The 24,923-nt window shown below is 72.0% G+C and carries 22 protein-coding genes; 14 read left to right on the top strand and 8 right to left on the bottom strand.

The window, feature by feature from the left end; genetic code table 11:
- Nucleotides 1-73: 73 nt before the first annotated feature.
- The gene (gene rpmB / locus AB0B94_RS07995; RefSeq protein ID WP_011905179.1) at nucleotides 74-265 is read right to left on the bottom strand and encodes a 50S ribosomal protein L28; all 192 of its coding nucleotides are present in this window, start codon (nucleotides 263-265) and stop codon (nucleotides 74-76) included.
- Between the two features lie 287 nt (nucleotides 266-552).
- On the opposite strand from rpmB, the gene AB0B94_RS07990 reads away from it, so the two are divergent.
- Both AB0B94_RS07990 and recG read left to right on the top strand, forming a co-directional pair.
- Complete coding sequence (locus AB0B94_RS07990; RefSeq protein ID WP_357269994.1) at nucleotides 553-2,169, top strand: DAK2 domain-containing protein; 1,617 nt, start codon at nucleotides 553-555, stop codon at nucleotides 2,167-2,169.
- Nucleotides 2,166-4,364 carry an ATP-dependent DNA helicase RecG gene (gene recG / locus AB0B94_RS07985; RefSeq protein ID WP_357269991.1) on the top strand — a complete coding sequence of 733 codons (2,199 nt, stop codon included), beginning with the start codon at nucleotides 2,166-2,168 and terminating at the stop codon, nucleotides 4,362-4,364. Before AB0B94_RS07990 ends, recG begins: the two co-directional genes overlap by 4 nt.
- A 181-nt stretch (nucleotides 4,365-4,545) precedes the next feature.
- Here recG and AB0B94_RS07980 read toward each other — a convergent pair whose 3' ends face one another.
- Nucleotides 4,546-5,688: an LPXTG cell wall anchor domain-containing protein gene (locus tag AB0B94_RS07980; protein WP_357269987.1), complete on the bottom strand. Its 1,143-nt coding sequence runs from the start codon at nucleotides 5,686-5,688 to the stop codon at nucleotides 4,546-4,548.
- 386 nt (nucleotides 5,689-6,074) lie between these two features.
- Here AB0B94_RS07980 and rsmD point away from each other — a divergent pair, with 386 nt between their 5' ends.
- The 9 genes from rsmD to AB0B94_RS07935 all read left to right on the top strand — a co-directional run bounded on the left by rsmD (nucleotide 6,075) and on the right by AB0B94_RS07935 (nucleotide 14,113).
- Nucleotides 6,075-6,638 carry a 16S rRNA (guanine(966)-N(2))-methyltransferase RsmD gene (rsmD, locus tag AB0B94_RS07975; RefSeq protein WP_238671074.1) on the top strand — a complete coding sequence of 188 codons (564 nt, stop codon included), beginning with the start codon at nucleotides 6,075-6,077 and terminating at the stop codon, nucleotides 6,636-6,638.
- Nucleotides 6,635-7,117, top strand: a complete 483-nt coding sequence (gene coaD, locus AB0B94_RS07970; RefSeq protein WP_091393067.1) for a pantetheine-phosphate adenylyltransferase — start codon at nucleotides 6,635-6,637, stop codon at nucleotides 7,115-7,117. Before rsmD ends, coaD begins: the two co-directional genes overlap by 4 nt.
- A gap of 338 nt (nucleotides 7,118-7,455) precedes the next feature.
- Nucleotides 7,456-7,953, top strand: coding sequence for a hypothetical protein (locus AB0B94_RS07965; RefSeq protein ID WP_196921503.1), 498 nt, complete (start codon nucleotides 7,456-7,458; stop codon nucleotides 7,951-7,953).
- A gap of 109 nt (nucleotides 7,954-8,062) precedes the next feature.
- A complete protein-coding gene (locus AB0B94_RS07960; protein WP_091393061.1) occupies nucleotides 8,063-8,626 on the top strand; it encodes a YceD family protein in 564 nt (187 codons plus the stop codon).
- Between the two features lie 5 nt (nucleotides 8,627-8,631).
- Nucleotides 8,632-8,805, top strand: a complete 174-nt coding sequence (gene rpmF / locus AB0B94_RS07955; protein WP_030335284.1) for a 50S ribosomal protein L32 — start codon at nucleotides 8,632-8,634, stop codon at nucleotides 8,803-8,805.
- A 114-nt stretch (nucleotides 8,806-8,919) separates the two neighbouring features.
- Complete coding sequence (locus AB0B94_RS07950; protein WP_357269981.1) at nucleotides 8,920-9,903, top strand: phosphate acyltransferase PlsX; 984 nt, start codon at nucleotides 8,920-8,922, stop codon at nucleotides 9,901-9,903.
- Entirely contained in the window at nucleotides 9,900-10,823 is a 924-nt protein-coding gene (gene rnc, locus AB0B94_RS07945; protein ID WP_357269978.1) for a ribonuclease III, read from the top strand. Before AB0B94_RS07950 ends, rnc begins: the two co-directional genes overlap by 4 nt.
- Nucleotides 10,816-11,673: a bifunctional DNA-formamidopyrimidine glycosylase/DNA-(apurinic or apyrimidinic site) lyase gene (gene mutM, locus AB0B94_RS07940; protein WP_357269975.1), complete on the top strand. Its 858-nt coding sequence runs from the start codon at nucleotides 10,816-10,818 to the stop codon at nucleotides 11,671-11,673. Before rnc ends, mutM begins: the two co-directional genes overlap by 8 nt.
- Before the next feature lie 220 nt (nucleotides 11,674-11,893).
- Complete coding sequence (locus AB0B94_RS07935; RefSeq protein WP_357269972.1) at nucleotides 11,894-14,113, top strand: MMPL family transporter; 2,220 nt, start codon at nucleotides 11,894-11,896, stop codon at nucleotides 14,111-14,113.
- Between the two features lie 201 nt (nucleotides 14,114-14,314).
- On the opposite strand, the gene AB0B94_RS07930 is transcribed toward AB0B94_RS07935, so the two are convergent.
- Together AB0B94_RS07930 and AB0B94_RS07925 are read right to left on the bottom strand one after the other, a co-directional pair.
- The gene (locus AB0B94_RS07930; protein WP_357269969.1) at nucleotides 14,315-15,157 is read right to left on the bottom strand and encodes an endo alpha-1,4 polygalactosaminidase; all 843 of its coding nucleotides are present in this window, start codon (nucleotides 15,155-15,157) and stop codon (nucleotides 14,315-14,317) included.
- A 116-nt stretch (nucleotides 15,158-15,273) separates the two neighbouring features.
- Nucleotides 15,274-16,449 carry a CAP domain-containing protein gene (locus AB0B94_RS07925; RefSeq protein WP_357269966.1) on the bottom strand — a complete coding sequence of 392 codons (1,176 nt, stop codon included), beginning with the start codon at nucleotides 16,447-16,449 and terminating at the stop codon, nucleotides 15,274-15,276.
- 372 nt (nucleotides 16,450-16,821) lie between these two features.
- Between AB0B94_RS07925 and AB0B94_RS07920 the strand changes: the two genes are divergently transcribed.
- The 3 genes from AB0B94_RS07920 (at nucleotide 16,822) to AB0B94_RS07910 (ending at nucleotide 21,599) form a co-directional block, all read left to right on the top strand.
- On the top strand, nucleotides 16,822-17,016 hold the full coding sequence (locus tag AB0B94_RS07920) for a hypothetical protein (protein ID WP_007456482.1): 195 nt from the start codon (nucleotides 16,822-16,824) through the stop codon (nucleotides 17,014-17,016).
- Between the two features lie 348 nt (nucleotides 17,017-17,364).
- Entirely contained in the window at nucleotides 17,365-20,979 is a 3,615-nt protein-coding gene (smc, locus tag AB0B94_RS07915; RefSeq protein ID WP_357269963.1) for a chromosome segregation protein SMC, read from the top strand.
- Nucleotides 20,979-21,599 (top strand): HAD-IA family hydrolase, encoded by a 621-nt coding sequence (locus AB0B94_RS07910; RefSeq protein WP_357269960.1) that lies wholly within the window; start codon nucleotides 20,979-20,981, stop codon nucleotides 21,597-21,599. Before smc ends, AB0B94_RS07910 begins: the two co-directional genes overlap by 1 nt.
- A 7-nt stretch (nucleotides 21,600-21,606) precedes the next feature.
- Here AB0B94_RS07910 and AB0B94_RS07905 read toward each other — a convergent pair whose 3' ends face one another.
- The 4 genes from AB0B94_RS07905 to AB0B94_RS07890 form a co-directional block, all read right to left on the bottom strand.
- A complete protein-coding gene (locus AB0B94_RS07905; protein ID WP_357269957.1) occupies nucleotides 21,607-22,128 on the bottom strand; it encodes a DinB family protein in 522 nt (173 codons plus the stop codon).
- A gap of 44 nt (nucleotides 22,129-22,172) precedes the next feature.
- Entirely contained in the window at nucleotides 22,173-22,667 is a 495-nt protein-coding gene (locus tag AB0B94_RS07900; RefSeq protein ID WP_167493090.1) for a universal stress protein, read from the bottom strand.
- Nucleotides 22,668-22,676: 9 nt separating this feature from the next.
- The gene (locus AB0B94_RS07895; RefSeq protein WP_357269953.1) at nucleotides 22,677-24,296 is read right to left on the bottom strand and encodes an MDR family MFS transporter; all 1,620 of its coding nucleotides are present in this window, start codon (nucleotides 24,294-24,296) and stop codon (nucleotides 22,677-22,679) included.
- Between the two features lie 176 nt (nucleotides 24,297-24,472).
- Nucleotides 24,473-24,913 (bottom strand): MarR family transcriptional regulator, encoded by a 441-nt coding sequence (locus tag AB0B94_RS07890; protein ID WP_238671571.1) that lies wholly within the window; start codon nucleotides 24,911-24,913, stop codon nucleotides 24,473-24,475.
- Nucleotides 24,914-24,923 lie beyond the last annotated feature (10 nt).

Below are 24,923 nucleotides of genomic sequence, written 5' to 3'. Positions count from 1 at the left end.
CGGGGACACGACAGAGCCGGCGGACCCTCGGGGCCCGCCGGCTGAGCCGAACGAAAAGGTGGGTGCTACCGCGTCAGGCGCGGGTGACCTTGCCGGCCTTGATGCACGAGGTGCAGACCTTCAACTTCTTGGTGTTGCCGCCACCGGCCGGGGTACGCACCGACTGGATGTTCGGGTTCCAGCGGCGGTTGGTCCGCCGGTGCGAGTGGGACACGTTGTGGCCGAAGCCCGGTCCCTTGCCACAGACGTCGCACACGCTAGCCACGGGATACTCCTGGGATTGATACGTTCATGAGGTCGCCGGCAGGTGCTGCCCGGGCAACCTGGTCAGGTTACCCGATGACTCGCCGACCCGGCCAACCGGCCTGGTCCAGCGTTCGCCCGTGCCCCGGCTCACGCCTGGTCGTGGGCCCGTCCGCCCTGCGGTGGGCCGGCCCGGCGGCAAGGGTACCGGAGGCGCTCGTCCCGGCTGCGGCCAGCGCCGGCCCGGGCCGGCGCGGACACGCCGGACGAGTCCGACGGGTGTCGGTGCGCGCCAGTAGGCTTCTGCCCGTGCTGGACACCCTCGACGCCGCCGCGGTCCGCCGCTGGTGCGCGAGCGGGCTGGCCGCACTGAAGCGCCACCAGGGCGAGATCGACCAGCTCAACGTCTATCCGGTGCCCGACGGCGACACCGGCACCAACCTGGTGCTCACCCTCACCTCGGCGCAGCAGGCCCTCGCCATGGATCTGGACACTCTCCCCGACAGCGGGCCGACGGCGCACGGGCACGCGCTGCGGCTGATGGCCCAGGGCGCGCTGCTCGGCGCGCGGGGCAATTCCGGGGTGATCCTCTCGCAGATCCTGCGTGGTTTCGCCGACCAGGTCGCCGGGGTGCCGGCGGTGCGTGGCCGGGAGTTGGCCGCCGCGCTGCGCTCCGGCACCGCCGCCGCGTACACCGCTGTCTCCCGGCCGGTCGAGGGCACAGTGCTCACCGTTGTCGCGGCGGCCGCCGCCGCAGCCGAGGGCGCGGACAGCGACGACCTGCCGATGGTGGCCGGCGTCGCGGCCCGGGCGGCGGCCGAGGCGCTCGCCCGCACCCCGGAACAGCTACCGGCGCTGGCCCGCGCGGGTGTGGTGGACGCCGGTGGCCGAGGGCTCTGCGTGCTGCTCGACGCCCTGGTCGAGGTGCTGACCGGGGAGCCCACGGCCCGGCCCGCGCCGACGCCGCGCTCCGCCGCCCGCCCGGCGGCCACCGTCGCCCGCGAGACCGGGTCGGAGGAATACGCGTACGAGGTGCAGTTCCTGCTCGACGCCCGAGCCGAGGCGGTCGCCGGGTTGCGGCGGGCGCTCGACGCCCTGGGCGATTCGCTTGTCATCGTCGGCGACGGGCGTGAGCCGGAAGGCACCTGGAACGTGCACGTGCACGTCAACGACGTGGGCGCGGCGGTGGAGGCCGGTGTCGCCGCCGGCCGCCCGTACCGCATCTCGGTCACCCGTTTCGCCGACCAGTCCGAGTCGCCCGCCGGCCCGGTGGTCGCCGGCCGGGCCGCGGTGGTGGTGGCCACCGGCGGCGGCATCGCCGACCTGTTCGCCGCGGAGGGCGCCACAGTCGTGCCGGGCAACCCGTCCACCGGCGAGTTGCTGGACGCCGTCCGCAGCACCGGCGCGGCCCGGGTGGTGGTGCTGCCCAACGACGCCAACACCGAGGCGGTGGCGAGCGCCGCCGCCCGGGAGGCCCATCGGTACGGCATCAAGGTGAGCGTGGTGCCGACCCGCTCGCCGGTGCAGGCCCTCGCAGCCCTCGCGGTCCGTGACGGTGACCGTCGTTTCGAGGACGACGTCATCGCGATGGCCGAGGCGGCTGGCGCCTGCCGTTACGCCGAGGTCTGCCATGCCAGCCGGGAGGCGCTGACAGTGGCCGGCCAGTGCCGTCCCGGTGACGTGCTGGCGCTGGTGGAGGGGGAGGTGCACCTGATCGGCGCCGACCTCACCGACACCTGCGTCGCAGTGGTCGACCGGATGCTCGGTGGTGGTGGCGAGATGGTCACCCTGCTGGCCGGGGTGGACGCTCCGGCCGGGCTCACCGACGCCGTCCGCGCGCACGTCGCGCGACGCTGGCCGTTCGTCGAGGTGCACGCGTACCCGGGCGGCCAGCCGTTTTATCCGCTCCTGGTAGGGATCGAATGAGCGAACCAGCCACTGTGGACACTCCGCTGAAGAAGCTGGTCGGGGACAAGACAGCCAAGGCGCTGGCCTCGCACCTCGACCTGCACACCGCAGGTGACCTGGTCTACCACTTCCCGCGTCGCTACGACGAACGTGGCGAACACACCGACATCCGCTCACTGGACGTCGGTGAGCAGGTCACGGTGTTGGCCCAGGTGCAGCGCACCGCGGTGCGCCCGATGCGCCAGCGGCGGGGCAACCTGCTGGAGGTGACAGTCGGCGACGGCTCCGGCGGGGTGCTGACGTTGACCTTCTTCGGCAACCAGGCGTGGCGCGAGCGCGAGCTGCGCCCGGGCCGGTGGGGTCTGTTCGCCGGCAAGGTCACCGAGTTCCGGGGCAAACGGCAGCTCAACGGCCCGGAGTACGTCCTGCTCGGCGATGGTGGCGACGGCGAGGCGGCGGTCAGCGACGACATCGAGGAGTTCGCCGGGGCGCTGATCCCCGTCTACCCGGCGGCGGCGGCCGTGCCGACCTGGGTGATCGCGCGCTGCGTGCGCGTCGTACTGGACACGTTCACCCCGCCGGACGATCCACTGCCGAGCGCCGTGCGGGCCAGCCGCAAGCTGGTCGGGCTGGGCGTCGCGCTGACCGAGATCCACCGGCCGTCCAGCAAGGAGGCGCTGCACCAGGCGCGGCGGCGCCTCAAGTGGGACGAGGCATTCGCCGTCCAGGTGACCCTGGTGCAGCGCAAGCACCGGGCGGCCGACTGGCCGGCCCGGCCCCGGCCGGCGCGCCCGGGCGGGCTGTTGGAGGCCTTCGACGCCCGACTCCCGTACGAGCTGACTGCCGGTCAACGTGAGGTGGGTGTGGAGATTGCGGCGGACCTGGCCGCTCCGCATCCCATGCACCGTTTGCTGCAGGGCGAGGTGGGCTCGGGCAAGACGGTGGTGGCGCTGCGGGCGATGCTCCAGGTGGTCGACGCGGGCGGGCAGGCCGCGCTGCTGGCGCCCACCGAGGTGCTGGCCGCCCAGCACCACCGCGGCATGCTCGACCTGCTCGGCCCGCTCGGGCGGGCCGGTGAGCTGGGCTCCGTGGAGCACGCCACCCGGGTCGAGCTGGTCACCGGCTCGCTGGGCGCGGCGGCCCGCCGGCGGGCGCTCGGTGAGGTGGCCAGCGGTGCCGCCGGCATCGTGCTCGGCACCCATGCCCTGCTCTACGAGGGGGTCGACTTCGCCGATCTCGGCCTGGTGGTGGTCGACGAGCAGCACCGCTTCGGCGTGGAGCAGCGCGACGCCCTGCGCGCCAAGGCCGATCAGCCACCGCACGTGCTGGTGATGACGGCCACCCCGATCCCGCGCACCGTGGCGATGACCGTCTACGGCGACCTGGAGGTCTCCACGCTCTCCCAGCTGCCCCGGGGGCGGTCGCCGATCGCCTCGCACGTGGTGCCGGCCGCCGAGAAGCCCGCCTACCTGGATCGGGCCTGGCGTCGGCTGCGCGAGGAGGTGGCGGCCGGCCACCAGGCGTACGTGGTGTGCCCGCGAATCGGTGACGGGCCGACCAGCGACGAGGAGCCGCCACCAGAGGACGACAACGGCCGTCGGCCACCGCTGGCGGTGACCGAGGTGGCCCCGCTGCTGGCCGAGGGCCCGCTGCACGGCCTGCGGATCGGGGTGCTGCACGGTCGCCTGCCGGCCGACGAGAAGGACGCGGTGATGCGTTCCTTCGCGGCCGGTGACCTGGACGTGCTGGTGGCGACGACAGTGGTCGAGGTTGGCGTGGACGTACCGAACGCCACAGTGATGATCGTGCTGGACGCCGACCGGTTCGGCGTCTCCCAGCTGCACCAGTTGCGGGGTCGGGTCGGTCGGGGTGCCGCCGCCGGGCTCTGCCTGTTGGTCAGCGAGGCGGCCGAGGGTTCGTCGGCGCGGGAACGGTTGGACGCGGTGGCGTCCACGGGCGACGGTTTCAAGCTCGCCGAACTGGATCTGGAGCAACGCCGCGAGGGCGACGTGCTGGGTGCCACCCAGTCCGGGCGCCGCTCGCACCTGCGGTTGCTGTCCCTGCGACGCGACGCCGACCTGATCCGCGACGCCCGCGCCGAGGCGATCACCCTGATCGAGGACGACCCGGAGCTGGCCCGAAGCCCGGCACTGGCCGCCTCGGTGGCCGCACTGGTGGACGAGGACCGCGCGGAGTACCTGGAAAAGGGCTGACCGAACGCCCGGCCGTCGGCCGTCTCGCCGTTGATCCACTCGGCTTTCGTGAACCTGGGGCGTCCCGCCGACGCGGATACCCCGGTTTCCGTGACGTCGAGTCCATCACGCAGGCCAGTACGTGGCTGAGGGCGCGCCGACCGGGTGGTCGACGCGCCCTCAGGTGTCAGAGCGTGTTGTCTCAGGCGGTGAAGCGAACCCGACGACGACGCGCCACCATGAACAGCGCCACACCGGCGGCCAGCAGGACCGCCGCGCCGGCGATGATGCCGCCGGTGGCAGCACCGGTCAGCGGCAGGGCCGGCTCGTCCTTGTCGCCGCCACCCTGACCCGGGGTGCAGTCGGCCGGCTTCTCCCAGGCGATCGGGCTGGCGTCGTCGAGGCCCTCGGCGGCCGGGGTCACGGTCAGACCCTCCTCAGCCGGGAAGGTGACGGTGCCGCTCTTGCCCGGCTCGACGGTCAGCGTCTGGGCCTTGCCCTTGTTCGGGGTGAAGGTGATGGTGATCGTCTTACCGTCGGCCGGGTTGGCGATGTCGAAGATCAGCTCGGTGCAGGTCGACTTGTAGCTGCCGGCCGGCTCGCCGGGCTCGACGCAGTTCTCGGCGGCGGCGGGCGTGCCCTCGAAGAGCGGCTTGTCCTGCCCGTCGGCGACCACCTTGATGCCGGTGGCGTTCTTGGCGGGCACCTTCACCGACTTGCTCTCGCCGGCCGCAACGGTGACGTTCTTGGTGAAGTCGCCGGCACCGGCGATGGTGAACTTCGCCGCAGCGGTGGCGTCCTCAGCGTTGCCGAGCTTGACGACGACGTCGCCGTCACAGTCGGCGGCCACGTTGGCGGTCGGCTTGGGGGTGGCCGGAACCGGGGGCTGCTCCTTGGCGCAGGACTCGCTGAACTCGATCGACTGCGAGCGCAGCTTGTCGTCCTCGAACTCGTTGTCCCACATGGCCCGCACCGACAGGGTGGCCTTGGTGGTCTTCGCGTCCAGGCGCTGGGTGGCGACCACCGCGTCGCTGACGGCGTGCGGGTAGACCTCGCCCTCGGTGACGGCGATGCCGTCGATGGTGGCGTCGCTGGCGGTGTCGCCGACGTAGGTCTTCGCCGAGACCTCGCTGAACTTGTAGTTCTTGACGTTGCCCGGGGCGTAGCTCTTGACGGTCCAGGTGGCCACCCACTCGCCGGTGGCGGTGTCACAGTCGGCCTTGACCTGGATCTCGCTGTGGTGGGCGCTGGCGGGTGCGGCGAACGTCACGACGCCGGCGAGGCCGATCAACGCGCCTGCGGCGATGGCCGCGACGCGCCGGAACGGAGACTTGGGAGGGTTCACGCCTGCTCCTGGTGAGGGGGGTACGGATCGCGTGGCGGGAGGCCGGGAGACATCGTGACCGGGGAGTCACCTGCTCACCGGGGCGTCGCGCGACGCGGTGGTGTCCCCGCGTCGAAAGCGGGGACAGGGGGAGACTGTACTGATGGGTGGTTAATGAGGGGAGTTCAGATCATTGCCATCCGGCAATGTAGTCGATTCGTGATCTTTGATGAACCGAAGGTGTCGGTCCGGTCACTGGGGACGGTTCACCCGCCACGGCTCCACGGTGGATGTCACGCCGACATGGCTGCTCAGGTGCGCCGCGCTGGCCGGCTCCGCGATCCGCGTCGTGCTGACCGGGTCCGCGCCGCATCGCGTAGCGTCGCGGGCATGAGCAGGAGGAAACGGTGACCCGGATCGTGGCCGGGACGCTCGGTGGCCGGCGGATCGCCGCGCCGCCCGGCGCCGGCACCCGACCGACCTCGGACCGGGTTCGGGAGGCGCTGTTCAGTGCCGTCCAGGCCGCTGTCGATCTCGATGGCGCCCGCTTCGCCGACCTGTACGCCGGCTCCGGCGCGGTCGGCCTGGAGGCGCTCTCCAGAGGCGCCCGGCACGTGTTGCTGGTCGAGTCCGACCCGCGGGCGGCCCGGGTGATCCGGGAGAACGTCGCGGTCCTCCGTGCTGGTCCGGCGGCCCGTCTGGTCACCGGCAAGGTGGCGACGGTGTTGGCCGCCGGCCCGGACGGCGAGCCGTACGACGTGGTCTTCGCCGACCCGCCGTACGCGGTGCCGGACGAGGAGATCACCGCGCTGTTGGCGGCGCTGGTCGACGGCGGCTGGCTGGCACCCGACGCGTTGGTGGTGGTGGAGCGGTCCCGGCGCACCAGGGAGTTCGACTGGGTGGAGGGGATCACCGCCGAACGCAGTCGCCGTTACGGCGAGACCACCCTTTGGTACGGTCGCCGATCATGAGACGTGCGGTGTGCCCCGGTTCGTTCGACCCGGTCACCAACGGACACCTCGACATCATCGGGCGGGCCAGTCGGCTCTTCGATGAGGTGATCGTCGGTGTGCTGGTGAATCAGTCGAAGAGTGGCCTGTTCACCGTCGAGGAGCGCATCGAGATGCTCCGCGAGGTGACCTCGTCGTACGGCAACGTGCGGGTCGAGTCGTTCCGAGGGCTGCTGGTGGACTTCTGCCGGGCACAGCAGGCCAGTGTGCTGATCAAGGGCCTGCGGGCGGTCAGCGACTTCGACTACGAGTTGCAGATGGCCCAGATGAACATCGGTCTGGCCGGCGTCGAGACGCTCTTCATGCCGACCAACCCGCTCTACTCGTTCCTCTCGTCCAGCCTGGTCAAGGACGTGGCCAAGTGGGGTGGCGACATCTCCGCCCACGTCCCCGACCCGGTCCGCGAAGCCCTCCAGGCCCGCCTGGGCCCCCGCCCCTGACAGACCCCGCCTCCCGCCTCCCCCCACCCCGCGCCCCCACCCCGCGCCCCCACCCCGCGCCCCACCCCGCGCCCCCACCCCGCGATCTTGCACTTGTGGTTCCCGGATCGCCCCTTTCGGCCTGGTTTGGCGCGACCGAAAGTGCAAGATCGGCGCGGGGAGAGGCGCGGGGGAGCGCGGGGGGAGCGCGGGGGGAGCGCGGGTGACTATGTCGCGACTCGCCGGGTTGGGGTGAGTGGGGCGGCGATGGGGCAGGCACGACATGATTGGTGGCGCGGGGAACGGCCGTAGCCCGCATCATGGAGGTCGGCCGACGAACGACAGGAGTGAGGTAGCCGGTGGACCCGCTCGATCGCATCGACGAACTGATCGCCATCCTGGAGCAGGCCCGCTCCGTCCCGATGTCGCGCAACAACTGCATGGTCGACCGGGGTGAGATGATCGCTGCCCTCGATGAGATGCGTGCCGATCTCCCCGCCGACCTGCGTCGCGCCGCCGCCCTCCTGGAGGAGCGTGACAAGATCATGGACGCCGGCAAGCGTGAGGCGGACCGGATCATCAGTGAGGGTGAGGCAGAACACGCCCGCCTGGTCTCGGTGAACGAGATCACCGTGTCGGCCGAGCACGAGGGCGCCCGGATCATCGGCGAGGCCCGCGCCGAGGCGCAGCGCCTGCGTGAGGAGGTCGACGACTACGTCGACACCGCGCTGGCGAACTTCGAGCAGTTCCTCACCCGGGCGCTGGCCTCGATAGAGCGCGGCCGGGACAAGATGCACGCGCTGCGGGAGATCGGCACCTTCGCTGGGGATGAGGCGGAACGCCCGCTACCCTTCTGAGCGGCACCTCACCAGCCGACTTCTCAGGCGGGCGTCGCCCCCGGTTCGACGGTCCGGCGGTCGTCCAGGTAACCTTTTTTGTCGGCCTCTCACCGGCCGGAGTCTAACTATGCCCAAGCACTCGCCATCGACACTCAACCCCAGGTCGCCGTTGGTCCTCGACACGAGGGACCTCCCGCGTCGCCCTGGCGCGTTGCGTGAGGTCCGGCGGGTCGTGCCGGCACCGGCGGACCTCGGTGTGGAGTTGATCGGCGTGCCGGAGGGTGCTGACCTCGACCTCGATCTGAGGTTGCAGTCGGTGTCCGAGGGCGTGCTCGTCTCCGGGACCATCACCGGTCCCGTCCGGGGCGAGTGCGGCCGTTGCCTGCGCGAGATCAACGACTCGATGGGCGTGACGATCCAGGAGCTGTACGCGTACGAGGACAGCACCACGGACGCCACGACCGACGAGGACGAGGTGGGCCGGATGCAGGGCGATCTGATCGACCTGGAGCCGGCGCTGCGGGACGCGTTGGTGCTCACGCTACCGACCAACCCGCTCTGCCGGGAGGACTGCCCAGGACTGTGCCCCGAATGCGGGGCGCACTGGGACGATCTGCCGGCCGACCACAGTCACCAGCAGATCGACCCGCGTTGGGCGGGCCTGTCGCAACTGACCGTTACAGAGGAGTAAGAACCGTGGCCGTCCCGAAGCGCAAGATGTCGCGCAGCAACACCCGGTCCCGCCGGGCGAACTGGAAGGCGACGGTGGTCGCGACCGTTGCGTGCCCGCAGTGCAAGTCCCCGAAGCTGCCGCACGCCGCCTGCTCCGTCTGCGGCACCTACAACGGCCGCCAGGTTCTCGAGGTCTGACCTGGACGCCGAGTGACGCCCCCGACCCCAGGTCGGGCGGCGCGCGCATCCTGGCATTCGCCCGGCGCTCCGGCTCCCTCCGACGCCGGCCGGCCCAGTCCGGCCGGCGTTCCGGTGGAGCCGGGCGTCGCGCGGATCGCCGTTGACCTCCTCGGCGGGGACGACGCTCCCGCCGTCGTGGTTGACGGCGCTCTGCGGGCCATGCGCGCCGACCCTGACCTGCATCTGCTTCTCGTCGGTCCGACCGAGGTCGCCGACGAGTTGATTGCTGCCCTCGATCCGGCGCAACGCGCCCGGATCACGGTGCGGCCCGTTCGCGATGTCGTCGGCATGGCCGACCATCCCAGCGCCGCCCGCTCCGAGAGCACCGTCCGCGCCGCGGTCACCGCCGTCCGGGACGGGACCGCCGACGCCCTGGTCTCCGCCGGCGCCACCGGTGCCACAGTCACCGCTGCCGTACTCGGCCTCGGCCGTTCGCCGGAGATCCGTCAACCCGCGCTGGCTGCCACCCTGCCCGCCGTGGCGGGGCCTGTCGTGTTGCTCGACGTCGGCGGCTCCCTGGAACCCCGCCCGGCCACCCTCGCCCGCCACGCGGTGCTCGGCGCCGCGTACGCGGCGGTGGCCCACTCGATCGCCGCGCCCCGGGTCGGGCTGCTCTCGGTCGGCACCGAGGCCGGCAAGGGCGACCGGGTCCGCCGCGCCACCGACCCCCTGCTCGCCGTCGAACCGCTGCCCGGCGGGGCGCGCTACGTCGGCCTGGTCGAGGGGTACGACGTGGCCCTCGGCGCGCGCGCCGATGTGGTCGTCACCGACGGCTTCACCGGTAACGTGCTGCTCAAGGCCATTGAGGGCGCGTACGCGATGGCCGGCGGCCCACCTGCCCAGGGCGGCGCGCCCCGCGCGGCGGCCCTGCTGGGCGTCGCGGGGACGGTGGTCGTCTGTCACGGGTCCGCCCGCGCCGACGACGTCGCCTCCGGCATAGCTCTCGCCGCCCACCTGTGGCGGCGGCGCGCCACCGATCTCGTCTCCGCGTTGCTCGACCGCGACGCCGCGACGGGTCGCACCGACCGCTCCACCGACACCGAGGTACGCACATGAGCAACGACAAGCGGCGGCGGGCGTCCGTCGGTCACCTGGAAACCGCCTTCGGAGTTAGCCTGGAACCCGAGCTGCTCCAGCGCGCGTTGACCCACCGGTCGTACGCGTACGAGAACGGCGGGCTGCCGACCAACGAGCGGCTGGAGTTCCTCGGCGACTCGGTGCTCGGCGTGGTGATCACCACGGCGCTGTTCCACAACCACCCGGATCTGCCCGAGGGGCAGTTGGCCAAGCTGCGGGCCAGCGTGGTCAACATGCGGGCGCTCGCCGACGTGGCCCGCGGTCTGGGCCCGGACGGGCTCGGCGCGTACCTGCTGCTCGGCAAGGGTGAGGAGACGACCGGCGGCCGGGACAAGGCGAGCATCCTCGCCGACACGCTGGAGGCGCTGCTCGGCGCGATCTACCTCCAGTACGGCCTGGACACCACGGGGATCGTCATCCACCGGCTCTTCGACCCGCTGATGGCCGAGTCGGCCGGTCGCGGGGCCGCACTGGACTGGAAGACCAGCCTCCAGGAGCTGACGGCGGCGCTCGGTCTCGGTGTCCCGGAGTACCGGATCGAGGGCACCGGCCCGGATCACCTCAAGACGTTCACCGCCTGGGTGGTGGTGGCTGGCATCCGGTACGGCGGCGCCGAGGGGCGCAGCAAGAAGGAGGCCGAGCAGCGGGCCGCCGAGGCCGCCTGGCGGACGCTCGCCGAGCAGAACGGTCAGAACGGCGACGACGGCCAGGATGGTCGGGCCGGCGACGATCGCCAGGACCAGACCATTGGTCGGGACGACTCAGCCGATCGGGACGAGGCGTTCGGGCCGCTGGAGCGCGCCGAGCGGGCGGCTGAGGCCGAGCAGACCGACCACCTGGCGCAGGCGCTGCCGGCCGGGGGCGCCGACGGTCACGAGACGGGCGGGCCGCGTGCCTGAGCTGCCCGAGGTGGAGACGGTCCGGCAGGGGGTGGCCCAGTGGGTCGTCGGCCGTCGGATCTCCTCGGTCGAGGTTCGTCATCCGCGTGCGGTCCGCCGGCACGCGCCCGGCGACGTGCACTTCGCCGACGTGCTCGCCGGTCGGACGGTGCTGGACGCCCGCCGTCGTGGCAAGTACCTGTGGCTGCCGCTGGACAGCGGTGACGCGATCGTCGGGCACCTTGGCATGTCGGGTCAGCTGCTGCTCCAGCCACCCGGAACGACTGACGAGACCCACCTTCGGGTCCGGTTCCGGTTCAGCGACGACGGCCCGGAGCTGCGCTTCGTCGACCAGCGCACGTTCGGCGGCCTCTCGGTGAGCGAGGGCGGCGCCGAGTTGCCCGACGAGATCGCGCACATCGCCCGCGATCCGATGGACCCGGAGTTCTCCGACGAGGCGTTCGTCGCGGCGCTGCGCCGCCGGCACACCGAGGTGAAGCGGGCGCTGCTCGACCAGACCCTGATCTCCGGAGTGGGCAACATCTACGCCGACGAGGCGCTCTGGCGGGCCAAGCTGCATGGCGGCCGACCCACCGACGCGTTGACCGGCCCGGCCGCGCAGCGCCTGCTCAGCCACGTCCGTGACGTGCTGGCCGAGGCGATCAGCGAGGGCGGCACCAGCTTCGACGCCCTCTACGTGAACGTCAACGGCGAGAGTGGCTACTTCGACCGGGCGCTCAACGCCTACGGCCGCGAGGGCGAGCCGTGCCGGCGGTGTGGCGCGCCGATCCGCCGCGAGGCGTTCATGAACCGCTCCTCGTACAGCTGTCCGCACTGTCAGCCACGACCCCGGGGTTCCCTTCGGGGATGACCCGGAGTCGGCTCGGGGCGATACCGGCGGGTCGCGGCCCGTCGCTGCGGGATGGACCCCGGTGTACGTCCGGATTGGAGTCCGACCCCCGGCGAACGCACCCTCGTGCCCGGTCCGCTGGTTCCAGGGTGGGCCCGGGTCGATCCCCGATGTGACCACCTCGTCACGCACCTAACGTCAGCACAGTTGACAGGGGGCTGACGTGACAGGGGGACCCGAGATGGGGAGAAGACCGGTGACGGTGCGGCTGGCGCGGTGGAGCGCCGAGCATCCGTGGCGGGCGATCGCACTGTGGGCCGTGTTCGTTGCGGTGTGCTTCGTGGGCGGCAACGCCGCCGGACTCAACGAGGCCACCAGCGGTGACCAGGCGATCGGCGAGGCGGGGCGGGCCAGCCTCATCGTGGACGCCGGTGACTTCGACGACCCGGCCGTGGACAACATCCTCATCACCTCCCGGGGTGGCGCGTTGGACCAGGCGGCGGCGAAGTCGGCGGCCGACGACGCGGCTGCCCGGCTGCGTACGGTCGCCGGGGTGGCCGGGGTGGGCCAGCCGGTCACCGCCCGGGACGGCTCGGCGCTGCTGCTGCCGATCACCATGTCGGGTGACCCGGAGACGGCCTCGGATCGGGTGCAGCCGTTGCGCGACGCCACCGCCACCGTGCAGGACGCGTATCCCGGGCTGCGGGTCGAGCAGGTCGGCGGGCCGTCGATCGGCCAGGCTCTCGACGACACCCTGGGTAAGGACTTCAAGCGGGCCGAGCTGCTCAGTCTGCCGGTCACCCTGGCGATCCTGATCATCGCGTTCGGCGCGCTGATCGCGGCAAGCGTGCCGGTGCTGCTGGCACTCTCGTCGGTGGCCGCCGCGATGGGCCTGTCCACTCTCGCCTCGCACCTGGTGCCGGCCACCGACACCACGGCACCGGTGATCCTGCTGATCGGCATGGCGGTCGGCGTGGACTACTCGCTGTTCTACATCCGTCGGGAGCGGGAGGAACGCGCCAAGGGCCGGTCCGGTCTGGACGCGGTGGAGATCGCCGCGGAAACCTCCGGGCACGCGGTGGTGGTCTCCGGCTTCGCGGTGATCATCTCGATGGCCGGGCTGCTGCTCGCCGGCGACGTGGTCTTCTCGTCCCTCGCCATCGGCTCGATCCTCGTGGTGGCCGTCGCGGTGACCGGTTCACTGACCGTCCTTCCCGCCCTGCTGGCCCGGCTCGGCCGTTGGGTGGACCGGCCCCGGGTGCCGCTGCTCTGGCGACTGACCGCGCCGCGTACCGGCCGGCACGGCGAGCCCCGCACGCCCCGGCTGTGGCCGGCGGTGCTCCGGCCCGCGCTGCGCGCGCCGGTGGCGACGCTTGTCATCTCGGTCGGGCTGCTGCTCGCGCTCGCCGCGCCGGCGCTCGGCATGAAGCTGAAGTTCCCCGGCATGGAGGACCTGCCTCGCACGACTCCGGCGATGCAGGCGTACGACAGGCTCACCGCCGCCTTCCCGAGCGCCGGCACCAATCATGTGGTGGCCGTCCGGGCTCCCGCCGACCAGGCCGACCAGGTACGCGCCGCCCTCACCGGCCTGTCCTCCCGGGCGGCCGGCGACCCGCTGTTCGCCCCCGCCGAGGCGGACGGCCCGAAGATCGAGGTGTCGGCCGACCGGCGGGTCTCGGTGCTGGACGTCCCCACCCCGTACGCCAGTCGGGACGACCGGTCGGTGCAGTCGTTGGAGAAGCTGCGCGGGGACCTGGTCCCGGCCGAGCTGCGGGGCATCCCCGGCATCGAGTACGCGGTGGGCGGGAGCGTCGCCGACAGTGAGGACTACGCCCAGCACGTCCGGGACAAGCTGCCGCTGGTCATGGGCTTCGTGCTGGTGCTGACCTTCCTGGTCATGACGTTCACCTTCCGGTCGGTGGTGATCGCGGCAAGCTCGATCGCGCTGAACCTGCTCTCCGCCGGCGCCGCGTACGGCCTGCTGGTACTGATCTTCCAGGGCGAGTGGGCGCAGGGACTGCTCGGCTTCACGTCGATGGGCGCGATCGTGTCCTGGCTGCCGCTGTTCCTGTTCGTGGTGCTCTTCGGCCTCTCGATGGACTACCACGTCTTCGTGGTCAGTCGGATCCGCGAGGGCGTCCGGTCCGGCCTGCCTAACCGCGACGCCGTGTCGTACGGAATCACCTCGTCGGCCGGGGTGGTGACCAGCGCGGCGATAGTGATGGTCGGGGTCTTCTCGATCTTCGCCACGCTGAGCACGATCGACATGAAGCAGCTCGGCATCGGTCTGGCGGCGGCGATCCTCCTGGACGCCACAATCATCCGGGGAGTGGTGCTGCCGGCGTTGATGACGATGCTCGGCGACGCCAACTGGTGGGCCCCGCGGTTCCTGCGCCCCCGCCCGGCACCCGCGCCCACCGACCCGCCCGCTCCCGCCCCGGAGCTGGTCCCAGTCCCGTAACCCCGCCCAGCCCTCACCCGGCCCCGCCCCGCCCCGCCCAGCCCTGCCCTCACCCCGCCCAGCCCTGCCCGCCCTCGCCCCGCCCAGCCTCGCCGATCTTGCAGTTTCTGTCGCGACAAACCCGGGCCAAACCGGCAAACCGGCGACCGAAAGTGCAAGATCGCGGGGCGGGGTAAGGGCGGGGTGGGGAGGGGGACTGGGTTAGGGGAGGGGGCAGGGTTCGCGGGAGGCGTCCAGGGTGCGGTCCTTGCGGATCGACGCGAAGCCGTAGCCGACGGTGGTGACACAGAAGTCGTCGGTCGAGCCGGTGTACTCGACGTGGAAGACCGGCTTGCCGGCGTCGCTGAACGGCAGCAGCTTGGCGCACTGGGCCAGCCGGACACACTCCTCGTTGACCGCGAAGTCGAAGTCCGGGGCCAGCGCGGCGAGCTGTGCCACGTCGTTGACCAGCCCTGGGGAGAGGCTCAGCGAGCGGGCCAGCTCGGCCAGCCGGCGGTTGAACAGCAGTTGGTCGTCGAAGTCGAGCGCAAACCCGGTGCGCGCCGCGTACCCGTCGGCGTCGAAGAGCGCGACCGCGCCGAAGCCCTTGCCCCGGCAGAGCCGGAACCGGTCGGCCAGAACCGGCCGGAGCGCGTCCCAACTCCGGACGTCCAGCCACCGGCTGTCGGGTCGATGCCCGGCCGCACCCCGGACGACCTCCGGAAACCGGCTGGCGTCCGGGTCGTCGGAGCGGACCGATCCCACGTTGACCTGGCAGATCAACCGGCGGTCCCGGGAGCGCAGTTCGGCGGTCTGCGCGGCGGTGGTGGCCACCGGGTCGAGGAGGAAGACGTGGGCGTCCACCGTCGGGTCGAGCGGGCCGCTGAGCTGCCACTGCCACTGCCAGTGCCGGGCCTGCGCCGCCGGCCACGCGGTGGGCGCGCCGGGCGGGGTCAGCGCGGGCCGGCAGCCGTACGCCGGCACCACCAGCACGAGTGCGACGCTGGCGGACAGGACGCGGCGCAGTGGGCGTACGGCGACGCGTCGCCGCGGCCGGATCCGCATCGGCAGCTCCCGGGTTCCGGACGGCCGGTCGCCGCCCGCACCGGTACGCGGCCCCCACGCTGCGGCCCGACGTACCTCATCGGGTCAACGAGCGCGGGGGCGGGAACGACGCGCGGTCAGCGCGGCGCCGCGAAGACCTGCGTCCAGTACGGTCCGTTGCTGTTGGCGATGCCGACGCCGATCTCGGTGAACGCGCAGTTCAGGATGTTGGCCCGGTGGCCGGAGCTGTTCATCCAGGCGTCCATCACCGCAGCCGGGGTCTTCTGGTTCCAGGCCACGTTCTCGCCGTACGTGCGCCAGGTGTAGCCGACCCGGTCCAGCCGGGTGCCGGCGTTGCTGCCGTCGCTGCCGGTGTGCGACATGTTCTGGTGGTCGGCCTGGTCCTGGCTGTGCCGTTGGGCGGCCGTCATCAGTTTGTCGTCGATGCTCAGCGCCTTGCAGCCGGCCTTGGCGCGCTCGGCGTTGACCAGGTCCACCACCTCGCGGGCCTGAGCGCTGCCGGAGCCGCTGGAGCCGCTGGAGCCGTTGGAGCCGCTGGAGGCGGTGGAGTTGCCGGTGTTGCTCGGCGCGGTGCTGCGCTCGACGCTGCGGCGCGACGCGGCGGTGGTCCGCGACGTCGCCGGCGTGGGCTTGACGACCTTGGTCGGCGATGGGCTGGGGGACACCGGGCTGGGGATGGTCGACGGGGAGGGTGCGGCGAGGGTGTCCAGCGCCGGTTCTCCGCTCGGCGCGGCCGACGTGGCGTAGGTGTCGTCGACGGCCGTCGGCTGGGCGGCCCCGTCGTCACCGCCGGGCAGGGTGAGTGCGCCGACGCCGAAGCTCACCACGAGGGTGGCGGCCGCGGCGGCACCCCCGATCATCAGCGGCCGGCGCCAGCGGCGTGGTGAGCGGTGTCGTCCCTCGCCGGGCCGGCCGCTCTCGGCGGCGCCGCGCCAGCCGTCGGTGGTCTCCGGGTCGGTGTCGGTGTGCCAACCGCCGGGCGCCTCGGCGCGCCGGCCACTGTCCTGAGCCGGGCGGCTGTCGTCCCAGCCGTCGGTCTCGCCCTCCGGCTGGTAGGCCGCCCAGGCGGCGGTGCGGGCGTCGGCCACCTCGGCGGGGATCGCCGGGTCCGGCCGCCGGCCGTCGGTGGGCTGCTCCCGGTGCCACTCGTCGCCCGGCTGAGCGGGTTCGTCGCCGAAGAGGTAGGCCGAGCGGGGCTCCGGGCGGTCGTGCAGCCAGGCCGGCTCGTCGGTCGGCCCTCCGGCGCGCCGGGGGGCACCGTTCGGGTCCATCGGATCGGTCCAGCCGTACACGCCTATGCCTCCAGGGGTCGGTTGCGGGCCGGGGTGACGCTACGGCGCGCCTACGACCTGCGGCAACGTGGCTAAGAAAGAGTTAAGGGGAAGTCGGGCACCAGGGTGCGGACTTCCGCAGATCCGGGCGTACAGTAAAGGCGTCCGGACAGAGAGTGTCCGTGCCTTGCGGCAGCCCCCCCGACAAGTGGACAGGTCGACGTGGAGATGATCTACGGCCTGCGAGAACTTGACGAAGGAGGGGTTTGCGGCTCAATATATAGGTGTCGCCAGTCGCGCCCGGTCATGCCCAGATACAGCCTGGAATGACAGCCGCGTACAAATGGGCGCGCGTTGGCCGGCCTTTCCGGCAGCGCATATCAAGGAGTCAGCATGGCGAAGGCCCTCTACGGCCACGTAGGTGCAGCGCCCGACCGGCGTCTGCTCGACGAGGTCACCCGACTGCGTGCCAGGGTTCAGGCACTGGAGTTCGAGATCACGCGTCTGCGTGCCGACAATGATCGGCTCGCGGCGGCTGCGGCGGAGGCGGACGATCTGCTCCGTCTGGCCGAGCCGGCGCTGACCTGATCTTCAGGTCGTAAAAACTGAATCGCACCATCGCAAAAATGCGCGCCGACACCTCTGTGCCGGCGCGCAACACTGTCCGGGACCTTTTCGACGCCGACCATTCATGATCTTGTGGCTGATCGTGCGGGAAGGGCGCTGCGCAGTTACCGAAAAGCGCGTCGGCGGATAAGCCGATCATGAAAGGCGCTTGCCTTTCTCGCGGTCTCCCGAACAACAGCGCGCCCACTGTCGACGCGACGCGGGGCGGGTCGCGTGCCGGGCCACTCCCACCGCCGGGTTAGTCTGCGAGTTCACCCAGGTCCCCGCAGCCGGCGACGGTACGGCGGCCACCGGACGAGGATCGAGTAGGTGTATCTCAAGAGCCTGACGGTGAAGGGGTTCAAGTCCTTCGCCTCCGCGACGACGTTGAAGCTGGAGCCCGGGATCACCTGTGTGGTGGGCCCGAACGGCTCGGGCAAGTCCAACGTCGTCGACGCCATCGCCTGGGTCCTCGGCGAGCAGGGCGCCAAGGCGCTGCGTGGCGGCAAGATGGAGGACGTCATCTTCGCCGGCACCGCCGGCCGGGCGCCGCTGGGTCGCGCCGAGGTCACCCTCACCATCGACAACACCGACGGCGCGCTGCCGATCGAGTACACCGAGGTCTCCATCACCCGCCGGATGTTCCGCTCCGGCGAGAGCGAGTACGAGATCAACGGCAACTCCTGCCGGCTGCTCGACATCCAGGAGCTGCTCTCCGACTCCGGCATCGGCCGGGAGATGCACATCATCGTCGGGCAGGGCCGCCTCGACGGCATGCTGCACGCCAAGCCGGAGGACCGCCGGGCGTTCATCGAGGAGGCGGCCGGCGTCCTCAAGCACCGCAAGCGCAAGGAAAAGGCGCTGCGCAAGCTCGACGCGATGCAGGTGAATCTCAATCGCTTGACCGACCTCACGGCCGAGCTGCGTCGTCAGCTCAAGCCGTTGGGACGGCAGGCCGAGGTGGCCCGGCGCGCCGCCGCCATCCAGGCCAACCTGCGCGACGCCCGGTTGCGGCTGCTCGCCGACGACCTGGCCACCCTGCGGACCACCCTCGACCGGGAGATCGCCGACGAGACCGCGCTGCGTGAACGGCGCGAGCAGATCGAGGGTGAGCACACCGAGGTGCAGGGCCGGCTCGGCGAGTTGGAGGCCGCCCTCGCGGAGGACGCTCCGCTGCTCGCCGCCGCCCAGGACACCTGGTACAAGCTCTCCGCCCTCCAGGAACGCTTCCGCTCGATCGAGCAGTTGGCCCGGGAGCGGCTGCGGCACCTCAGCGCCACCGGCGACGACGAGCGGCCCGGCCGCGACCCGGAGCAGCTGGAGGCCGAGGCGGAACGCGTCCGCGAGCAGGAGGAGGAGCTGCGCGGCGCGCTCACCGACGACCAGATCCGACTGGCCGAGGCGGTTGAGCACCGCCAGGAGTTGGAGCGGCAGTTGGCCGCCGCCGAGCGCGAGCTGGTCGCCGCGGCCAAGGCCATCGCCGACCGGCGCGAGGGAATGGCCCGACTCACCGGCCAGGTCAACTCCGCCCGGGCCCGGACCACCAGCGCCGGCGAGGAGATCGAACGCCTCGCGACAGCGCACGCCGACGCGTTGGGCCGCGCCGAGCAGGCGCAGGCCGACCTGGACGCGGTCGCCGCCCAGTCCACCGAGGCCGACCGGGACAACGCGGACCTGGACGCCCGGCACGCCGAGGCGGTCGCCGTGCAGGAACGGGCCCAGGCCACCGTCCGATCGCTGTCCGACGCCGAGCGGGCGGCGGAGAAGGACGCCGCCACCTGGAAGGCCCGCGAGGAGGCACTCGCCCTGGGGCTGCGGCGCAAGGACGGCGCCGGGGCGCTGCTCTCCCGCGCCGGAGACGTGCCGGGCCTGCTCGGCAGCCTCGCCGGGCTGCTCACCGTCGCACCCGGTCACGAGGCCGCGCTGGCCGCTGCGCTCGGCGGCCTCGCCGACGCCGTCGCCGTCAGCGGGGTGGACGAGGCCGTCGAGGCGATGCGGCTGTTGAAGATCTCCGACGCCGGCCGGGCCGGCCTGCTGGTCGGCAGCCCGGCGGGGCCCGGCATGACCGGCTCCGCCGACGCGCTGCGCCCGAAGCTGCCGGACGACGCCCGGTGGGCGCCCGACCTTGTGGAGTGCGGCGCCGAGCTGCGTCCAGCGGTGCACCGGGCCCTGCGGGACGTGGCACTCGTCGACGATCTCGCCGCCGCCGCCGAACTGGTCGCCAGCAACCCCGAGCTGCGGGCGGTCACCCCGGACGGTGACGTCATCGGGGCGTACGCGGCGGCGGGCGGGTCGGCCAAGGCCCCCAGCTACATCGAGGTGCAGGCCGCCGTCGAGGAGGCCCGCGCCAACCGGGTCACCGCCGAACGCGCTGGCCTGGAGCTGCGTGATCAGTTGGTGGAGGCGCGCGCCGAGGTGGCGGCCGCCAAGGAGGTCGTGCAGCACGCCGCCGCCGAGAAACGCGAGGCGGAGAGCCACCGCAACGCCGCGGCCCGCCGGCTGGCCGAGCTGGGCGCGGCGGCCCGCTCCGCGAAGGCCGAGACCGATCGCCTCGGCGACTCCCGCTCCCGGGCCGAGGCCGCCCGACAACGGGACCTCGCCGCGCTCGCCGAGCTGGAGGAGCGGCTCCGGCTGGCCGAGGAGACCCCTGTCGACGCCGAGCCCTCCACCGACGAACGGGATCAACTGGCGGCCATGGTGCCGCAGGCCCGGCAGAACGAGATGGAGGTCCGGCTCGCAGTGCGTACCGCCGAGGAGCGGGTCTCCTCGATCGCCGGCCGGGCCGACTCGCTCGCGCGGCAGGCCACCGCGGAGCGGGCCGCCCGGGAACGCGCGGCGGCCCGGCGGGCCGCCCGCGCCCGAGGCGCGGGCATCGCCCGGTCCGTCGCCGGTGGCGCCCGGGAGGCGCTGACCCGGCTGACCACCTCGATCGCAACCGCGGAGGAGCACCGCGACGCTGTCGCCCTGGAGCGCGCCGCGCGGGAGGCAGAGCTTCAGGAGGTACGCGGTGCCGCCAAGCGGCTCGGCGCGGAGTTGGAGCGGCTGACCAGCCAGGTGCACCGCGACGAGGTGGCCCGGGCGGAGCAGCGACTGCGCATCGAGCAGTTGGAGGCGAAGGCCGCCGAGGACTTCGGGCTGGACGTGGAGACGCTGGTCGCCGAGTACGGTCCGACTCAGCCCGTTCCGCCGACCCAGGTGGACGTCGCGGCGGCCGAACGTGACGGTCTGCCGGTGCCCGAGCCGGTGCGCTACGAGCGGCCGGTGCAGGAGAAGCGGGCCGCGAAGGCGGAACGCGAACTCGCCCTGCTCGGCAAGGTCAACCCACTCGCGTTGGAGGAGTTCGCCGCGCTGGAGGAGCGTTTCAAGTTCCTCTCCGAGCAGTTGGAGGACCTCAAGGCCACCCGTCGGGACCTGCTCACGGTGGTCAAGGACGTTGACGAGCGGATCCTGGAGGTCTTCGCCAGCGCCTTCGAGGACACCGCCCGGGAGTTCGAGCAGGTGTTCACAGTGCTCTTCCCCGGTGGCGAGGGACGGCTGATCCTCACCGAACCGGATGACCTGCTCACCACCGGCGTCGAGGTGGAGGCCCGCCCACCCGGCAAGAAGATCAAGCGGCTGTCGCTGCTCTCCGGTGGCGAGCGGTCGCTGACCGCGGTGGCCATGTTGGTGGCGATCTTCCGCGCCCGGCCCAGCCCGTTCTACATCATGGACGAGGTGGAGGCGGCCCTGGACGACGTCAACCTGGGCCGGCTGATCACGTTGCTGGCACAGTTGCGCGAGAAGAGTCAGCTGATCGTCATCACGCACCAGAAGCGGACGATGGAGATCGCCGACGCGCTCTACGGCGTGACAATGCGCAGCGGGGTCACCCAGGTGATCAGCCAACGGCTCAACCGGGCCGACGAGGACGACCAGCGGCACGGCCGCGGCGAGGAGAACGGGTAGTGGCTCGGGAACGCGCGACGGCGCTCCTGCTGGATTTCGACGGCGTACTGCGCCGGTGGGACCCGGCGGTGGCAGCCGTTGTCGAGCGGGAGTACGGCCTCTCCGAGGGTGTGCTCGGTGAGATCGCCATGCAGTGGGGGCGGCTCCAGCCGGTGCTCACCGGCCAGGTCAACCACGTCGAGTGGATGAACAGCGTGGCGGACGCCCTGACCGAATCGGTGGGCAGCCCGGAACGGGCCCGCGCCGCGGTGGAGCAGTGGCAGGGCTATCGGGGCGAGGTCGACCAGGAGGTGCTGGCGTTCGTCCGGGAGGTCCGCGCGGCGGGCGTCCGGGTCGGGCTGGGCACCAACGCCACCGACCTGCTCGACGCCGACCTGGCCGCGCTCGGCCTGGTCGGCGAGCTGGACGTGGTGGTCAACTCCTCGGTGATCGGCGTGCACAAGCCCGCCCCGGAATACTTCAAGGCCGCCTGCGTGGCCCTGGCCACCCCGCCGGCCCGGGTCCTCTGCGTCGACGACGAGGACTGGGCGGTGCGGGGTGCCAGGGCCGCAGGGTTGTCGGCACACCGCTGGGGCGGCCACGCCGACCTGCGTTACCTGCGAGCGGCCCTGGACTACTGAGCGCTTGTCACTCGCCGGTGACGCCGTCGATGCGTTCCCGGATCAGGTCGGCGTGGCCGTTGTGCCGGGCGTACTCCTCGATCATGTGCACGTACACCCAGCGCAGGTTGAAGGTGCGCTTCTTCGGGCCCACCTCGGTGAACGTCTCGTCGAGCGAGTGACCGGCGGCGGCCTCACGGGCCAGCGCCACCTCGCGGTGGAAGATGGCGAAGTCGGTCTCGGCGTCGGCGGCGCTGACGTCGTGGTCGGCGTCCGGGTTTTCCGGGATGAAGTACGGGTAGTCGACTGGCTCGCCGGCGAAGTTCTCCCGGAACCACCAGGCCTCCACCTCGGCCAGGTGCCGGACCAGGCCGAGCAGGGTCAGCCCGGACGGTTCCACGCTCGGCGTCCGCAACTGCTCCCCGGTCAGGCCGGCGCACTTGAGCAGGAGTGTCTGTCGGTGGTAGTCGAGCCAGCCGTCGAGCATGGTGCGCTCGTCGCCGACGTACGGTTCGGGGGTCCGGGTTATCTCCGGCGCGATCCAGGTCATGCCGCGCATCCTGCCCGGCGCCTCGGACACGGCGCGACGGGTTATCAGGGCACCACGACGACCGGCCAGCGGCCGGCGCGGACCAGCCGGGTGGCGACCGAGCCGACCAGCCGGTGTCCGGCCTGCTCGGAGGCGCCGACCACCACCATGTCGGCCTGGAACTCGTCGGCCGCCGCGCACAGCTCGCCGTACGCGTCGCCGCGCCGCACCAGCAGGGTCACCGGAATGCCCCACTGCTCGGCCCCACGCCGGCATTCCCGGCGCAGTTCGTCGGCCAACTCGTCGTGGGTGCGCTGGACCGCGCCGGCGTCCATGCCGGGCACCAGGGCGGTCAGCCCGCTCGGTGAGCTGACGAAGACCACCACCAGCGCGGCGCTCTGCCGACGGGCCAGGCCGGCGGCGTAGGAGCCGGCCCGCTCGGAGGTGCGGGTGCCGTCGACACCCACCATGATCACCCGAGGGCCGTCCGTGCCGCGCTCGAAGGGCAGCGGTCGGGTCCGGGGACCGTACTCCTCGCGGTCCGGTGCTCCCACGCCCATTGTTCTACCTCACCTCTGCTCGCCGGTACGGATCACGGGTGCGCCAGCGCCGGCAGCGAGAGTCGATTCCCGCTCGACCTGGTCGGAAACCGGGTTGCCGTTGTGCTGGCGCAGCGGCACCTCCTTGATGAAGGCCACCGCGATCAGCGCGATCAGCGCGAACGGGGCGGCGGCCAGGAAGATGTCACCGGCGCCGTGGCCGTAGGCGCTCTCCACCACCGCCCGCAGCGGGCCGGGCAGGGTGTGCACGTCGGGCAGGGCACCGCCGCTGCCGGAGCTGGAGGCGGGGATACCGAGTTGGGCCAGCCCGTCGGCGGTGTAGTCCTTGACCTTGTGGGCGAGCACCGCTCCGAGGGCGGAGACGCCGATCGCGCCACCCAGGCTGCGGAAGAACGCCACCACCGAGCTGGCCGCGCCGAGTTCGTGCGGGCCGACGGTGTTCTGCACGGCGAGGACCAGGTTCTGCATGGTCATGCCCAGGCCGACGCCGATCAGCAGCATGTAGGCGCTGAGCAGTGTGAAGCTGGTGTCGGCGCGGAGGGTGCCCATCAGTGCGAAGCCGATGGTGAGCAGCGCCGAGCCGATGACCAGGTACCGCTTCCAGCGGCCGGTCTTGCTGATGACCCGCCCGATGACGGTGGACGCGACCAGAAGGCCGAGGATCATCGGCAGGGTCATCAGGCCGGACATGGTGGGGCTCTGACCGCGGCTGATCTGGAAGTACTGGCCCAGGAAGATCGACGCGCCGAACATGCCCACGCCGACAGCGATGCTCGCGACGACGGCGAGAGTGATGGTGCGGTTGCGGAACAGCCGCGGCGGGATCATCGGCTCGGCGGCCCGGGTCTCGACCCGGATCGCCAGCGCGCCGAGGACCAACGCGCCGACGACCATGACGGCGGTCTGCCAGGAGGCCCAGGCGAACTGGTCGCCGGCGAGCGAGACCCAGATCAGCAGCACCGATACGGCCGCGGTGATCAGGGTGGCTCCCCACCAGTCGATCTCGGCCTTCCGCTTGACCACCGGTAGGTGCAGGGTCTTCTGGAGCACGATCAGCGCGAGGATGGCGAACGGCACGCCGACGTAGAAGCACCAGCGCCAGCCGAGCCAGGAGGTGTCCACGATCACGCCGCCGATCAGCGGACCGCCGATGGTGCCGACGGCCATGACGGCGCCGAGGTAGCCGCTGTAGCGGCCTCGTTCGCGGGGCGCGATCATCGTGGCCATGATCACCTGGGCCAGCGCGGTGAGACCGCCGGCGCCGATGCCCTGCAGCACCCGGCAGGCGATCAGTTCACCGGTGCCCTGGGCGAGACCGGCCAGCACCGAGCCCAGCACGTAGATCCCCAGGGCGAGCTGGACCAGGGTCTTCTTGCTGGTCAGGTCGGCCATCTTGCCCCAGATGGGGGTGGTCGCTGTGGTCGCGAGCAGGGCCGAGGTCACCACCCAGGTGTACGCGGACTGGCCGCCGTGCAGTTCGGTGATGATCCGCGGCAGCGCGTTCGAGATGACCGTGGAGGAGAGGATCGCGACGAACAGGCCCAGCAGCAGGCCGGAGAGTGCTTCCAGGATCTGCCGGTGGGTCATGGTCACGGCGGTCGCCTGGGGAGGCGCTGTCGCCTGGCTCATCGTTTGTTGCCTCCGAGCGGAGTCGAGGTGGAACGGCGGGGCTGGTACGCACGGGCCGCCTGGGAGTTACCTGAGGCAACCGTATGTCTTGGTTGCCTGAAGCAACAACTTGATGGGCCGGCGCCCTATTCCCCGGCGCTGTGCGGCTACTGCCAGGGGCCGCCCGGAGTGGGCGGCTACTGCCAGGAGTCGTTGAACCGGCCGAGCAGCCGGGCGAACTCCTCGACGTCGCGCTCCGGCCAGCCGTCCAGAGCGCGCAGGAACTCGCCCAGCCGGGCCGCGCGGGCCACGTCGAACCGGCGCTGCCCCTCGTCGGTGAGGCCTATCTGCGCGGCGCGCCGGTCACTCGGATCGGGGTCGCGGTGCACCAGACCCAGGACCTCCAGCGCGTTGATCTGACGACTCAGCGTCCCCTTGCCCACGCCCAGCCGCGCCGCCAACTCGGTCAACCGGATCGACCCGCTACGCCGCAACCAGAGCAGCAACCCGTAGGTGTTCGGCTCCAGGTTCGGGTGCACCTCCCGGGCGATCTCCCAGGAGACCGCCCGGCCACGGCGCAGCAGAGCGGTCAACTCGTGCTCAACCGCCCGGATCGGCTCCGGCAGGTGCTCGTCCACGGCGTAGAGA

The sequence above is a fragment of the Micromonospora sp. NPDC048986 genome (genome assembly GCF_040649335.1).
Classification (GTDB): Bacteria; Actinomycetota; Actinomycetes; order Mycobacteriales; family Micromonosporaceae; genus Micromonospora; species Micromonospora alfalfae.
The sequence above is the reverse complement of the archived record's forward strand: the minus strand, read 5'-3'. Positions and strand labels throughout refer to the sequence as shown.